The organism is Pseudomonas sp. W3I7, from assembly GCF_030816095.1.
GTDB lineage: Bacteria > Pseudomonadota > Gammaproteobacteria > Pseudomonadales > Pseudomonadaceae > Aquipseudomonas > Aquipseudomonas salomonii.
In genome coordinates this window covers 353,850-366,976 of the sequence record NZ_JAUSXP010000001.1, presented here as the reverse complement: position 1 = coordinate 366,976, position 13,127 = coordinate 353,850, and the positions used below count along the sequence as shown (strand labels likewise).

Below are 13,127 nucleotides of genomic sequence, written 5' to 3'. Positions count from 1 at the left end.
AAATCTACAGGCAATTTTTGCAATGCTCAATAGCTCACGCGTGAGATTTTTTGTCTCACTGGTTCGGACATGGATACGGGAAAGAAGAAAAGCGCCTGCTTTATCCAGCCAACCCTTGCAACCTGTCCTGAACGGCAAGCTGTCACGGTTGAATGCACCCCGCCAGCTCCCGCTCAATCTGCTCAATGCTTGGCAAACTTGTTCGTAGCTCTGCCGGTAAAGATTCCACCAACTGATATTCCGCCACGCCGATCGGTCGGTTGTTGTCGCGCAATGCGTATTCAGCCACCACTTCATTTTTGCTCTTGCACAACAACAGGCCGATGGTGGGCCCGTCCTGCGGGTGTTTAAGCTGAGCATCCACTGCCGACAGGTAAAAACTCAGCTTGCCGAGGTGTTCAGGTTTGAATTTACCGGCCTTGAGTTCGATCACCACGTAGCAGCGCAGCTTCAGGTGATAGAACAACAGGTCGACGAAAAACTCATCACCGCCAACATCCAGCAACACCTGCTGCCCGACAAAGGCGAAACCGGCGCCCAGTTCAAGCAGGAAGTCGGTGACGTGCTTGATTAACGCGTTTTCTATGTCGCGCTCCTGTGCATCCAAAGCCAGGCTGAGGAAGTCGAAACGATAAGGATCCTTGAGCGATTCGCGCGCCAGGTCGGATTGGGGTTTGGGCAAATGGTGTTCAAAATTGCTGACGGCCTTGCCACTGCGCTCCAGCAGGCGATGCTCGATGTGCATCACGAGGGTGTTACGTGACCAGTTGTGTTCGATTGCCTGGGCGACATACCAACGGCGCGTTTCGGGGCCGGGCAGTTTGTCCAGGAGCACCACATTGTGGCCCCACGGCAATTGTGCAGCAGCCTGTTGCACAAATTCGGCATTCGGCCACGCCTCGGCAAAAGCGCGCATATATTTGAGGTTGCGCGGCGAAAAACCCTTCATTTTCGGAAAGGCCGCGCGCAAGTCTTGGGCAAGGCGATCAACCACCTTGCTGCCCCAACCCTGCGCCGCCTGGCGGGTCAGAATATCGTGGCCGATCTGCCAGTAAAGCAGCACCAGTTCGCGGTTCACCGCCAGCGTCGCTCGCTGCTGGGCCGTATGGATGCGCAGTTTAAGGTCGCTCAGCCAGTCGCTGTAGCCCACAGGAGGCGTGATCAAGCCTATAGAGGTTTCGCTCATGCCCGTTTCACTCTTGACTGGAAGGGCACAGGCTAGTCAGTGGTTTTTATGCTCACAAGGGGCCGCGAACGGTTCAGGAAGGGCCCTGCACAGATCACAGAAACGTCCTGCTGGCCCTTGCAAATCAACGCATTGCTGGGCCAAGCCTTGACTCTCCCCTATACGGCACACCCTACCCTGAAAGCCCCACTTTCAGGCTCAGGCACCATGACTCAGCGCATCCTGCTTATTCTCGGCCATCCCTCTAACACCAGTTTCTGCTCAGCCGTGGCTGACACCTACATTCACGCGGCTACAATCGCCGGCCACGAGGTCCGCGCCCTGCGCCTGGGCGAACTGGCTTTCGACCCGGTCCTGCATAACGGCTACGCCCTGCCCCAAGCCTTGGAACCGGATTTGCTCAGCGCCCAAGCCGATGTCCTCTGGGCGACTCATCTGGCGTGGGTTTTCCCGATCTGGTGGGGCGGTATCCCGGCGCTGATGAAAGGCTTCATCGACCGCATTTTCCTACCCGGCTTTGCCTTTAAGTACCGCAAGGGCAAGGCATTCCCGGATAAGCTGCTGCAGGGCCGCACCGCCCATTTGTTGGTGACCCTGGACACGCCAGCGTGGTATTACCGCTGGTTCTATCGCATGCCGGGCATTCATCAGATGCGCAACACGACTCTGGCCTTTTGCGGCATAAAGCCGACCAAGACCTTGATGTTCGGACCGGTACTGGGATCCACAGCGACGCAACGCGACACGTGGCTGAAACAGGTCGGCGCACTCTTTGAAAAAAGGAATTTTCATGTACATCGGCAAAGCCGCGCAGTTGTCGGGCACGACCATCAAGGCGATTCGCCACTATGAAGCGATTGGCCTGTTGCCAGCGCCGCAGCGTGTAGGGCGTTATCGGGTGTACTCGGCGCAGAGTGTCGAGCTGCTGACGCTGATCAAATGCGCCCAGCAGTTGGGGTTCAAGCTCAAGGAGTTGCAGGGGATTTTGCACGGCAGCCAAGGCGATGCTCGGCTTTGGGAGCGGGCAGCCCAGGCCATCGCCATCAAACAGCAGGAACTCGCTGCGCAAATCGCGGAGCTGCAAAAGATGCAAGCAGGGTTGTTTGAACTGGAGGCAATGACTCAATGCACCGAATCCCTGCTAGGCAAAGCATTGCGATGAACAGCCAACCAAGCTCGTCGCCAACCGGACATAGGTAGCTAGCGCAAGTGGACGACGAGCCGAATAGAATGCACAATCGGCTCATTCCATGAGCCGAATAATCTCCTTATTCGGCTCATATACCCAGGCACACTTCCATGGACCAACCGAACTGGATCTGGCAACACACCGACTGGCCGCACTTCCACTGGCAGCCTGGGCACCTTGCGGCCCTGCTGCGTGAGTGCGGGCAGGCCCAAGGCAAGTTGCTGGGCATGCTCGGCTCCGTCAGCCAGGCGACCAGCGCGCAGAATGAACTGGATGCACTGCTGCAAAACATTCTGACGTCCTCGGCCATCGAGGGCGAGCACCTGAATGTGGGCTCTGTGCGCTCTTCATTGGCGCGCCGCCTGGGCCTGGAGGCGAAGGAAGATGGCCAAGTCAGCCGCCGCAGCGAAGGGCTTGCCGAATTGATGATGGATGCCACCACGCAATTCGCCCAGCCGTTCACCCTCGCTCGCTTATTAAATTGGCATCAATGGCTTTTCCCCGAGCAGGAAGCCGGCATCACTGCACGCATGCTCAATATCAGGGGTTTGCGGGGCGATGAGCCTATGCAGGTGGTATCAGGGCGACTTGATCGGCCGACCGTGCACCTCGAAGCCCCACCACGCATGGGCTTGGAGCAGGCCGTGGATGATTTCATCGAATGGTTTGAGTCCAGCCGCGATCAGCCTGAACTGGACCCGCTGGTACGCGCAGGCGTTGCGCACTTCTGGTTTGTGACGCTGCACCCGTTTGATGACGGTAATGGCCGCCTGACCCGCGCAATTACTGACTTGGCGCTGGCCCAGGGTGAGCATCAGGCCATTCGCTTTTATGCCCTGTCAGCCAGCATTCTTGAGGACCGCGCTGGGTACTACCACGCGTTAGAGACCAGCCAAAAGGCCACGCTGGACATCACCGACTGGTTGCAATGGTTCCTCAAGACCCTGCTGCGCAGCCTGCAGCAAGCCATGGCGCGGATTGATCGGGTGCTGGACAAGACCCGGTTCTGGCAACAGCACCATGACCTTTCTTTTTCCGTTGAACAGATCAAAGTACTCAACCGCTTGCTCGATGGTGGTGAGAAAGGTTTTGAGCAGGGCATCAGTGCCGCGCAATACCAGGCCGTAGCGAAGGTGTCCAAGGCAACGGCGACACGGCATCTGGCTTATCTGCTGGAAAAAGGCTGCCTGGCCCGCTTGCCCGGCGCAGGCCGCAGTACGCGCTATCAAATCCCTGAAACGGGCAACTGAACCACCCCGCTCATTTGCCCAGAATCCCCATGTCTGCTAGTGTCGCGCCGGTTTACCGTCTACCGGATTAGCCGCCATGGCCCGCAAAAAAGTTGCACTCGATTTCGAACAATCCCTCGCCGACCTGCAAACCCTGGTTGAGCGTCTGGAGAACGGCGAGTTGTCGCTGGAAGACTCGTTGACGGCGTTTGAGCAAGGCATCGGCCTGACGCGCGACTGCCAGAGCGCGTTGGCGCAGGCAGAGCAGAAGGTGCAAGTGTTGCTGGAGCGTGACGGGGAGTTGGCCGAAGAACCTTTCGATGCGGAACAGCCCGAATGATCGACGCGTATCAGGCCAGCAGCCAAGCCCGGGTCAACGCGGCACTCGAACCTTTGTTCGTGGCGCCAGGCCCGCAAATGCAGCGCTTGTATGAAGCCATGCGCTACAGCGTGATGAATGGCGGCAAGCGTGTGCGCCCGTTGCTGGCGTATGCGGCCTGTGAAGCCCTGGGCGCGCCGGCCGAGCAGGCCAATGGTGCGGCGTGTGCGGTTGAGCTGATTCATGCCTATTCGCTGGTGCATGACGATTTGCCGGCCATGGACGACGACGATCTGCGCCGCGGCCAGCCCACCACCCATAAAGCCTTTGACGAAGCCTACGCGATCCTCGCCGGTGACGGCCTGCAGAGCCTGGCGTTCAGCGCCTTGCTGGACCCGCGCCTGAACAGCGTGAATGCCGAGATCAGCCTGCGTATGGTCACGGCCCTGGCCCTGGCCGCAGGCCCGGCCGGCATGGTCGGCGGGCAGGCCATCGACATGGGTTCGGTCAGCCTCAAGCTCGACCAGAAAGCCCTCGAACATATGCACCGCCACAAGACCGGCGCGCTGATCGAGGCCGCCGTGCACTTGGGCGCCTTGGCCAGTGGCCGCGCCGAAGCTGCGCAGCTGGTGGCCCTGCAGACCTACTCCCGGGCCATCGGCCTGGCGTTCCAGGTGCAGGACGACATTCTCGACGTGGAAAGTGACACCGCCACCCTGGGCAAACGCCAAGGCGCGGATATCGCCCGGGACAAACCGACTTATCCGGCGTTGCTGGGTCTTCAAGCCGCCAAGGCTTACGCCGTGGAACTGCGCGATCAGGCCCTGGACGCCCTGCGACCTTTCGACGCGGCGGCCGAGCCACTGCGCGACCTGGCGCGGTATATCGTCGAACGCCGCCACTGATAACCGCGGCCTTTCGCGCCGCATATCGGCCAAGTTCGGCGCCCTGCGTGGGCAGTTTGCACCGCTTGAGGTAAACTGCCGCCTCTTCTATACCTATAACGATTCGCCTGATGCCCACGACGTTTCAAGAGATTCCCCGCAAGCGCCCGTCCACGCCCCTGCTCGACCGTGCTGTCACGCCGGTCGGCCTGCGTCGACTGGGTGAAGCCGAGCTGGAAACCCTGGCCGATGAGTTGCGCCTGGAATTGCTCTACACGGTCGGCCAGACCGGTGGGCATTTCGGTGCCGGGCTGGGCGTCATCGAGCTGACCATCGCCTTGCACTACGTGTTCGACACCCCGGACGACCGGCTGGTGTGGGACGTGGGCCATCAGGCGTATCCGCATAAAATCCTCACGGGCCGCCGCGAGCGCATGGGCAGCCTGCGCCAGAAGGACGGCCTGGCCGCCTTCCCGCGCCGCTCCGAAAGTGAGTACGACACCTTTGGCGTCGGCCACTCCAGCACCTCCATCAGCGCCGCGCTGGGCATGGCAATTGCCGCCCGCCTGCAAGGCAGCGACCGCAAGGCGATCGCGGTGATCGGTGATGGCGCGCTGACCGCCGGCATGGCCTTTGAAGCACTGAACCACGCGCCGGAAGTGGACGCCAACATGTTGGTGATCCTCAACGACAACGACATGTCGATTTCGCGCAATGTGGGTGGCCTGTCCAATTATCTGGCAAAAATCCTTTCGAGCCGCACCTACGCCAGCATGCGCGAAGGCAGCAAGAAGGTGCTCTCGCGTCTGCCCGGCGCGTGGGAAATTGCCCGGCGTACCGAAGAATATGCCAAGGGCATGCTGGTGCCTGGCACCCTGTTTGAAGAGCTGGGCTGGAACTACATCGGCCCGATCGACGGCCATGACCTGCCGACCCTGATCGCCACGCTGCGCAACATGCGTGACCTCAAGGGCCCGCAGTTCCTGCATATCGTCACCAAAAAAGGCAAAGGCTTCGCTCCGGCAGAAGTCGACCCCATTGGTTACCACGCCATCACCAAGCTCGAACCCGTGGACGCGCCCGCCGCTGCGCCAAAAAAAACCGGCGGGCCGAAGTATTCCGGCGTGTTTGGCGAATGGCTGTGCGACATGGCCGCCGCCGACCCGCGCCTGGTGGGTATTACCCCGGCGATGAAGGAAGGTTCGGACCTGGTGGCATTCAGCGAGCGTTTCCCGCTGCGCTACTTCGACGTAGCCATTGCCGAACAACACGCGGTGACCTTCGCCGCCGGCATGGCCTGTGAAGGCGCCAAGCCGGTGGTGGCGATCTACTCCACCTTCCTGCAACGCGGCTATGACCAGCTTGTTCACGATGTGGCGGTGCAGAACCTTGACGTGCTGTTCGCCATCGACCGCGCCGGTTTGGTCGGCGAAGACGGCCCGACTCACGCAGGCAGCTTCGACTTGTCTTACCTGCGTTGCATTCCCGGCATGCTGGTGATGACCCCGAGCGATGAAAACGAGCTGCGCAAGATGCTCAGCACCGGGCACCTGTATAACGGCCCGGCTGCCGTGCGCTACCCGCGCGGCAATGGCCCGAATGCGGTGATCGAAAAAGACCTGGAGCCGATCGAGATTGGCAAAGGTATCGTGCGCCGCCAAGGCAGCAAGACCGCGTTTCTGGTGTTTGGCGTTCAATTGGCCGAAGCCCTGAAGGTCGCCGAGAAGATCGACGCCACCGTGGTCGACATGCGCTTCGTCAAACCTCTGGATGAGGCCTTGGTGCGTGAAATCGCCGCCAGCCATGAACTGCTGGTGACCATCGAAGAAAACGCCATCATGGGCGGTGCTGGCGCGGCCGTCAGTGAGTTCCTGGCGCGGGAGAACATCCTCAAGTCGGTGCTGCACCTGGGCCTGCCGGATGTGTATGTGGAACACGCCAAGCCGGCGCAGATGCTGGCCGAGTGTGGCTTGGACGAGGCCGGGATCGAGGCTTCGGTGCGCACGCGCATGGCGCTGCTCGGCCTGTAACCCATCTCCCGGTAGAAACCTGGACTAAATGTGGGAGCGGGCTTGCTCGCGAATGCAGAGTGTCAGTCAACCAAGATGTTGAATGTGCCACCGCTTTCGCGAGCAAGCCCGCTCCCACATTGGCTTTATGCCATTTTCAAATGCTATGGACAGCCCATGAATTGCCTTCGCTTTGCCCTGCCCCTGCTGCTGCTCCCCGCCACTGAAGTGCTGGCCGACAGCTTCGAGCGCGACGACGCCCTCAAACTCTCCGACGTGGTGATCAGCGCCAACCGCCAGGTGCAGGCGCGTAACGACAGCAGCGCCGCCAACAGCGTGTTTACCCGCGACGACATCGACCGCTTGCAGCCCACCAGCGTGAGCGACTTGCTCAGCCGTGTACCTGGCGTACAAGTGGCGCAAAGTGGCGGCCGTGGCAGCGTGGCCAACGTGTATGTGCGTGGCACCTCTACCGCCCAGAGCCTGGTTCTGGTGGATGGCCAGCGCATCAGCAGCTCCACCACCGGCACCAGTAACCTGCAATACCTCAACATCGACCAGATCGAGCGCGTAGAGGTGCTGCGCGGTTCGCGCTCGGCGATCTACGGCAGCGATGCGATTGGCGGGGTGATTCAGATCTTCACCCGGCGCAACACCGACGCGGGCCTGCAACCGCGCCTGCATGTGGGTTTTGGCAGCAACCAGACGTGGGAGCGCAGCCTGGGACTGTCCGGCGGCGACCAGCAAACCCGCTTCAGCCTCGGCGCCAGCCTGGATGACACCGCCGGGATCAACCGCACACACGCGTCCTACCCGAGCGATGGCGACCACGATACCTATCGCAACCAAGCCATCAGCTTCAGCCTGAGCCATGCCTTTACCGATGACATCGACGCAGGCGTGAACGTGCTGGATAACCGTGGCAAAAGCGAATTCGACAACCCTTTTGGTCGCTATGACTCGCTCACCTACCAGAGCTTCCAGCAAAAACCCTATACAGACTTCACCGTCAGCAGCGTCAGCAGTTATGTCGACGCGCGCCTCAACGATGCGTGGAAGTCTCGCCTGGAGCTGGGCCACAGTGAAAACCGCGAAAAAACCCTGGATAAGCTCAGCGACGACCGCAGCGTATTCAACACTTACCGCGACTCGCTGACCTGGCAGAACGACTTGACCCTCAATGACCAGAACAGCCTGATCCTGGGCGGCGACTGGTACGAAGATCGGGTCAACAGCAGTACGGTGCTCGCCGAAGACAGCCGCTGGAACCGTGCCGCCTTTATCCAGCACCGCTTTGAAGCGCAGTATTTTTCCACCGAGCTGGGCCTGCGCCGCGACCAGAACCAACAGTTCGGCGGTCACACCAGCTGGAGCGGCACCCTGACCCTGCCGGTGAACCCGGATAACGACCTGTTGCTGAGCTACAGCGAGGGCTTCCGCGCACCGACCTTCAACGACCTTTACTACCCGGACGAATACGGCTTTAAAAACGCCAACCCGAATCTGAAACCCGAAACCTCCAAAAGCTATGAACTGCAGTGGCGCAGCCAGCTCAGCGACACCAGCCGCCTGGAGGCGTCGCTGTACCGCACCGATATTCAAGATGCGATCGTGTTCGGCAGCGACGGTCCGCAAAATGTCAGCTCCGCACGCATCAATGGTTTTGAAGCCGCCCTCAAGCAAGAATTGTTCGGCTGGCAGGGCAGCCTTGGGCTGGCGATGATTGACCCACGCGACCGCGACTCCGGCCGCACATTGGCGCGCCGCGCCAGACGCACGGTGAGCCTGGACCTGGATCGCCAATTCGATCAGTTTGGCGTCGGCGCCAGCTGGCAAGCGGTGAGCAGCAGCTACGACGACCCGAAGAACCAGCAGCGACTCGGCGGTTACGGGTTGCTGGGGCTTCGCGCCAGTTGGGCCATGAACCGTGAAATCACGCTGAACATGAAGGTCGATAACCTGCTGAACAAAGACTACAGCCGGGCGTTGTATCAGTATCAAGGCCAACAATACGGCTATCGGGAAGAAGGCCGGGCGCTGTTGTTCGGAGTGACCTGGACGCCGGAACTGTAACGCCAGCGCGCACTATCCATGATCAGTACTGTCTCTTGATTCGCTCGTTAGATGTCAGGCTGCCTGCTGCCACCTCCTTGCTGCACGTTGAGTAGCCCCAGGCATTTGCCCAACCTTGAGAGGTGAACGCGACGAAATAATCGGCTCTTTTACCGTCGCGCTCCAACGCGTAATCAAAGCACTGGGAGGTGCCTCCACGGATCGAGGTGATTTTCGCAGGCTTCTGGATAGTGAGGAGGTCTTGCCGGGTGCTGTCCACCTCTGCCGAGGTGACCCTGTGCACCACAGGATGATTGCCAAATGTCCTGAGTTCGGAAATTCTTTGGGAAATATCGCACCCGCTAATAAGCGCCAATGCGAAAGCCGCGCCGGCCATCGCCAATAGATAACGCATGATGTGTCCTTGATCAGCTTGAATGTGAAGCCGCGAAACTAGCACTCAAAGGCGGGCAGATCGCCAGGCAAAATCCGATGGTGTTGACAGACTAATCGCACCACAGCAGACGACAACACAGCGATTCTCAGCGCTGGGCAGCCATTGCCTGACAGAGCTTCGCGATGGCCTCGACCATCTGCCCGCTGGGCCGCTCCAGCCCCTTGTCGGGCACGACCTGCAAACGACCTTCAGCCACGGCCGCTATCTGGGGCCAGGCCTTCCACTCGTCGAGTTGCGCCTGATCACCCGCCAGGATCAGTTGGGGGTTGCGCTGCAACACTGATTCGACGCTGACCTGCGGCGCGGGCAGCTTGAGGTCGGCAAACACGTTGCGTGCGCCGCAAACCTGCAAGGCATCACTGATGATCTGCCCGCCGCCAATGGTGTACAGCGGCTGGTTCCACACCTGGTAAAACACCCGCAACGGCTCGGCGCGCTGATAGCGCTGGCGCAGTTCGGCGAGGCGTTGGCGTAACTGCGCGGCCAGCGTGCGCCCCGCCGCTTCGCGGCCCAATTGTTGAGCGATGGCTTGGACCTGGGCCGTCAGTTGCTCAAGGCTATGGGGTTCAGCTACATAGACGGGGATGTTCAGGCGTTGCAACTGTTCGCGCTGGGCCGGGCCGACACTGCCGGGCCAGAGCAGAATAAGGTCGGGCTTGAGGCTGAGCAGGCGCTCCATATTGAGCTGGCCGTATTGCCCAACCGATGGCACTTGTGCCAATGCCGCCGGGCGTTCGCCACCGTCGAGCACGCCCACCAGCAAGTCGGCGGCGCCCAGTTCGACCACGATTTCAGACAGGGACGGCGCCAGGCTGACGACACGCTCGACCGCCAACACCTGTGCACTGAATGCCAGCAGAACCGCCAGCCAATAGCGCCTCATCCCAACTGGCGCGGGATGCGGTAGAGGTAAAACAGCACCAGCGTCGATAACGCCAGCAGAAACAGCGGCACCGCTTCCAACCCCACGAATACCGCCAGCGCGCCGATCCAGGCGGGTAAGGCGGCCACCAGCAACGCCGCACGCCGGCGGGCCGCGAGGGTAATCCAGGCGGCCGGTTCTTCGGGCGTATCGAGCGCTTTGGAAGTGGCGATCAATGCGTGTTTATAGCCATGAAAATAACGCAGGCTCAGAAACATCGAGGCCACGCCGGCAATAAAGAACGGCATGGCCAACACGGGAAGCAGGGATTGGGCCTGGCCAAACACCAGGTTGAGCACGAACAGCGGGGCCAATGCCAGGGCCAGGTACTGCCACCAGTTGAAGGACAGTCGCCGTTTTACCTGGCCGCGGGTCACGCGCGGTCGACCTCGCCCTGATGCTCGTTGCCCATCATGTGGTCGAGCTTGCTGGCTTTGGTCGCCAGGTAGAGTTTGTTGTGCGGGTTTTGCCCGGTGTGCAGCGGCACGCGCTCGGCCACGGTGATGCCCATCTCGGTCAAGGCTTTGACCTTGCGCGGGTTATTGGTCATCAAACGCAGGGATTTGACGCCCAAATGCTCGAGCATCGGCAGGCAGATTGCGTAGTCACGCTGGTCGGCGGCGAAGCCCAGGCGCTCGTTGGCCTCAACGGTATCGGCGCCGCCGTCTTGGAGTTCGTAGGCGCGGATCTTGTTCATCAGGCCAATGCCGCGGCCTTCCTGACGCAAGTACAGCAGCACACCGCGGCCTTCACGGGCGATGGCGCGCATGGCCGCTTCCAGTTGCGAACCACAGTCGCAACGCTGGCTGAACAAGGCATCGCCGGTCAGGCACTCGGAATGTACGCGGCCCAGCACCGGCGCGCCGTCGTCGATAGCCCCCAGGCTGAGCACAACGTGCTCGCGGCCGGTGGCTTCTTCGAGAAAGCCGTTCATGGTGAACGTGGCAAAGGGGGTAGGCAGCTTGGAAGCGGCGACGAAAACGACGGGCACCGTGTGCTCCTGATTTCAGATTTCACAGAGGGCGTCATTGTAACAGCAGGTTCCTACAGACGCTTAAGCTGAATTATCGCTGATAAAGATCAATAGGTTCGATTGGCCTTCGTCCTGGTTCTATGCAGGTCAGAACGGGTACGGCTGCTTCCAGTGTGCGAAAATCGGTTTCAGCTCGCCGCTCTTTACCAATACCGCCATGCGATGGTCATACACGCCCATCAGCGCCCGGCCCCGGTCGGTGTCGGCAAAGCCGATGTAGAGCGGCAGTTCGGCTATATGAGTGAGCTTGAATTGCGCCGGGTCATCCGACTGGCTGAGCACGTATTTGGCTTCAGTGAGGGCATCAATGTAGAAGTCGGCGCGGCGGTGTTGCAGCATCGGCAGGATGCCACTGCGACGTTCTATCTGGTTGAAGCGGCGCACATTCGGCAGGTATTCCTCGTACTTGTAGCCGCGCACCCAGGCCAAGCGATAATTGCCCAGCGTGGCGATGCTCGGTGCTGGTGTGGCGGCCAGCCCGAGGGCGTAGATGTGGTCGGAATCGAAACTCCAGTGCGGGTACAGCACGCCGCTGGCCTCATCGCGATAGGAACCGACCCAGCCATCCACCTCGCCACGCTGGGCCAGGCCGACCGAACGGGTATAGGGCACGCTGCGGGTTTGCACGGTAATGCCCACCGGCTCGAAGACCCGCCGCAACACATCCCAAGCCAGGCCGCTGCCATCTTTGTTGGTGAAGTCGTTCCATTGCTCACTGGCCAGCGTGATCTTGCCAGGTACAGGTGCTTCATCCGCCAGAACCTGGGGTGCAAGAACGCACAACACTATCAGCAGCCAACGGCGCACACCCATGGTGACAACCTCCTGCACGGGGGGAACCGTATAGAGGGTAGCGCAGGTCTGCCGCTTACGGCGTGTCGCGAAAATGCTGATAGCCGCGCACGGCTGGCGTGATGTCTTGCCCGGCGGCGTCGAGCAGCGTCACGCCCTGCCCGGCCTCGACCCGGCCGATTACGTGGACGGGCCAGCCGCCCGCCAACAACGGCGCCAGCTCGGCCGGTGGCAGGGTGAACGCCAACACATAGTCGTCGCCCCCGCTCAATGCCGCGACGCGAGCCTCGTCATCGCCGACAAACGCCAGCAACGCCTGGGATAACGGCAGCGTCTCACGCTCAATGACCAGACTGACGGCCGATGCCTTGGCGATATGCCCACAATCGGCCAGCAGGCCGTCGGAGATGTCCATCGCAGACGTGGCCTTACCCCGAAGCGCGAGGCCCAGCGCCAACTGCGGTTGCGGTGACCAGTAATGGGCGAGCAGTGGATCAGCGATGGCCGCGTCCGCCGTGCGTTGCCCCAATACCAGCGACAAAGCACCGGCAGCGTTACCCAAGTCCCCGCCCACACACAGTAGGTCACCCGGCTGCGCACCACTGCGCACCAACGCCTGCCCGGCAGGCACACGGCCAAACACGGTCAGGGTCAGGCTCAGCGGCCCGCGCGTGGTATCGCCGCCCACCAGCCCAACACCGCAGCTCTGTGCCATGGCGTTCAAACCCTGGGCATAGCGTTGCAGCCAATCGGCATCGACGGTAGGTGTGGTGAGTGCGAGGGTGAAGGCCAAAGGGTGGGCGCCCATCGCGGCCAAGTCGCTGACTGCCACGGCCAACGAGCGCTGGCCGAGCAGGAACGGGTCGCAGGGGTCGGCAAAGTGCACGCCGGCCACCAGCGTATCGGTGGAGATTGCCAGTTGCTCCCCGGCGGGGAGTGCCAGCAGGGCGCAGTCGTCGCCGATCCCCAGGGCAATACCTTCACCGCCCTGCGCACAGGGCGCGGCGGCGAAGTAGTTGCGGATCAGCTCGAACTCACCCATTCGGGACTCAAGC

Annotated in this window: 14 protein-coding genes; 7 read left to right on the top strand and 7 right to left on the bottom strand. The window is 61.1% G+C overall.

Annotated features, from left to right (window positions below):
- Positions 1 to 142: 142 nt before the first annotated feature.
- The gene (locus tag QF043_RS01805; protein WP_307417307.1) at positions 143 to 1,186 is read right to left on the bottom strand and encodes a YhcG family protein; all 1,044 of its coding nucleotides are present in this window, start codon (positions 1,184 to 1,186) and stop codon (positions 143 to 145) included.
- Positions 1,187 to 1,393: 207 nt separating this feature from the next.
- Between QF043_RS01805 and QF043_RS01800 the strand changes: the two genes are divergently transcribed.
- The 7 genes from QF043_RS01800 (at position 1,394) to QF043_RS01770 (ending at position 8,889) form a co-directional block, all read left to right on the top strand.
- Entirely contained in the window at positions 1,394 to 2,038 is a 645-nt protein-coding gene (locus tag QF043_RS01800) for an NAD(P)H-dependent oxidoreductase (protein WP_307417306.1), read from the top strand.
- Positions 1,977 to 2,348: a MerR family transcriptional regulator gene (locus tag QF043_RS01795; protein ID WP_065911281.1), complete on the top strand. Its 372-nt coding sequence runs from the start codon at positions 1,977 to 1,979 to the stop codon at positions 2,346 to 2,348. The genes QF043_RS01800 and QF043_RS01795 overlap by 62 nt, the downstream gene beginning before the upstream one ends.
- A gap of 137 nt (positions 2,349 to 2,485) precedes the next feature.
- Positions 2,486 to 3,625 (top strand): Fic family protein, encoded by a 1,140-nt coding sequence (locus QF043_RS01790; RefSeq protein ID WP_307417305.1) that lies wholly within the window; start codon positions 2,486 to 2,488, stop codon positions 3,623 to 3,625.
- Positions 3,626 to 3,701: 76 nt separating this feature from the next.
- A complete protein-coding gene (locus QF043_RS01785; RefSeq protein ID WP_003176346.1) occupies positions 3,702 to 3,944 on the top strand; it encodes an exodeoxyribonuclease VII small subunit in 243 nt (80 codons plus the stop codon).
- Positions 3,941 to 4,828: a polyprenyl synthetase family protein gene (locus QF043_RS01780; protein ID WP_307417304.1), complete on the top strand. Its 888-nt coding sequence runs from the start codon at positions 3,941 to 3,943 to the stop codon at positions 4,826 to 4,828. The genes QF043_RS01785 and QF043_RS01780 overlap by 4 nt, the downstream gene beginning before the upstream one ends.
- Before the next feature lie 110 nt (positions 4,829 to 4,938).
- Positions 4,939 to 6,837, top strand: coding sequence for a 1-deoxy-D-xylulose-5-phosphate synthase (dxs, locus tag QF043_RS01775; protein ID WP_307417303.1), 1,899 nt, complete (start codon positions 4,939 to 4,941; stop codon positions 6,835 to 6,837).
- Between the two features lie 156 nt (positions 6,838 to 6,993).
- Positions 6,994 to 8,889, top strand: coding sequence for a TonB-dependent receptor domain-containing protein (locus QF043_RS01770; protein ID WP_307417302.1), 1,896 nt, complete (start codon positions 6,994 to 6,996; stop codon positions 8,887 to 8,889).
- A 22-nt stretch (positions 8,890 to 8,911) separates the two neighbouring features.
- Here QF043_RS01770 and QF043_RS01765 read toward each other — a convergent pair whose 3' ends face one another.
- The 6 genes from QF043_RS01765 to thiL form a co-directional block, all read right to left on the bottom strand.
- Positions 8,912 to 9,283 carry a hypothetical protein gene (locus tag QF043_RS01765; RefSeq protein ID WP_307417301.1) on the bottom strand — a complete coding sequence of 124 codons (372 nt, stop codon included), beginning with the start codon at positions 9,281 to 9,283 and terminating at the stop codon, positions 8,912 to 8,914.
- Between the two features lie 127 nt (positions 9,284 to 9,410).
- A complete protein-coding gene (locus tag QF043_RS01760) occupies positions 9,411 to 10,208 on the bottom strand; it encodes a cobalamin-binding protein (protein WP_307417300.1) in 798 nt (265 codons plus the stop codon).
- A complete protein-coding gene (locus QF043_RS01755; protein WP_307417299.1) occupies positions 10,205 to 10,624 on the bottom strand; it encodes an MFS transporter in 420 nt (139 codons plus the stop codon). The genes QF043_RS01760 and QF043_RS01755 overlap by 4 nt, the downstream gene beginning before the upstream one ends.
- Positions 10,621 to 11,238 (bottom strand): GTP cyclohydrolase II, encoded by a 618-nt coding sequence (ribA, locus tag QF043_RS01750; RefSeq protein WP_056861921.1) that lies wholly within the window; start codon positions 11,236 to 11,238, stop codon positions 10,621 to 10,623. The genes QF043_RS01755 and ribA overlap by 4 nt, the downstream gene beginning before the upstream one ends.
- Positions 11,239 to 11,367: 129 nt before the next feature.
- Positions 11,368 to 12,093 carry an ABC transporter substrate-binding protein gene (locus QF043_RS01745; protein WP_307417298.1) on the bottom strand — a complete coding sequence of 242 codons (726 nt, stop codon included), beginning with the start codon at positions 12,091 to 12,093 and terminating at the stop codon, positions 11,368 to 11,370.
- Between the two features lie 55 nt (positions 12,094 to 12,148).
- Positions 12,149 to 13,114, bottom strand: coding sequence for a thiamine-phosphate kinase (thiL, locus tag QF043_RS01740; RefSeq protein ID WP_307417297.1), 966 nt, complete (start codon positions 13,112 to 13,114; stop codon positions 12,149 to 12,151).
- Positions 13,115 to 13,127: the final 13 nt, after the last annotated feature.

What these genes read in the sequence shown, in the direction of transcription:
- QF043_RS01765 (WP_307417301.1), bottom strand. Translation starts at nt 9,283, where the DNA reads ATGCGTTATCTATTGGCGATGGCCGGCGCGGCTTTCGCATTGGCGCTT.
- QF043_RS01785 (WP_003176346.1), top strand. Translation starts at nt 3,702, where the DNA reads ATGGCCCGCAAAAAAGTTGCACTCGATTTCGAACAATCCCTCGCCGAC.
- QF043_RS01805 (WP_307417307.1), bottom strand. Translation starts at nt 1,186, where the DNA reads ATGAGCGAAACCTCTATAGGCTTGATCACGCCTCCTGTGGGCTACAGC.
- QF043_RS01760 (WP_307417300.1), bottom strand. Translation starts at nt 10,208, where the DNA reads ATGAGGCGCTATTGGCTGGCGGTTCTGCTGGCATTCAGTGCACAGGTG.
- QF043_RS01745 (WP_307417298.1), bottom strand. Translation starts at nt 12,093, where the DNA reads ATGGGTGTGCGCCGTTGGCTGCTGATAGTGTTGTGCGTTCTTGCACCC.
- dxs (WP_307417303.1), top strand. Translation starts at nt 4,939, where the DNA reads ATGCCCACGACGTTTCAAGAGATTCCCCGCAAGCGCCCGTCCACGCCC.
- QF043_RS01770 (WP_307417302.1), top strand. Translation starts at nt 6,994, where the DNA reads ATGAATTGCCTTCGCTTTGCCCTGCCCCTGCTGCTGCTCCCCGCCACT.
- QF043_RS01795 (WP_065911281.1), top strand. Translation starts at nt 1,977, where the DNA reads ATGTACATCGGCAAAGCCGCGCAGTTGTCGGGCACGACCATCAAGGCG.
- QF043_RS01790 (WP_307417305.1), top strand. Translation starts at nt 2,486, where the DNA reads ATGGACCAACCGAACTGGATCTGGCAACACACCGACTGGCCGCACTTC.
- thiL (WP_307417297.1), bottom strand. Translation starts at nt 13,114, where the DNA reads ATGGGTGAGTTCGAGCTGATCCGCAACTACTTCGCCGCCGCGCCCTGT.
- QF043_RS01800 (WP_307417306.1), top strand. Translation starts at nt 1,394, where the DNA reads ATGACTCAGCGCATCCTGCTTATTCTCGGCCATCCCTCTAACACCAGT.
- QF043_RS01780 (WP_307417304.1), top strand. Translation starts at nt 3,941, where the DNA reads ATGATCGACGCGTATCAGGCCAGCAGCCAAGCCCGGGTCAACGCGGCA.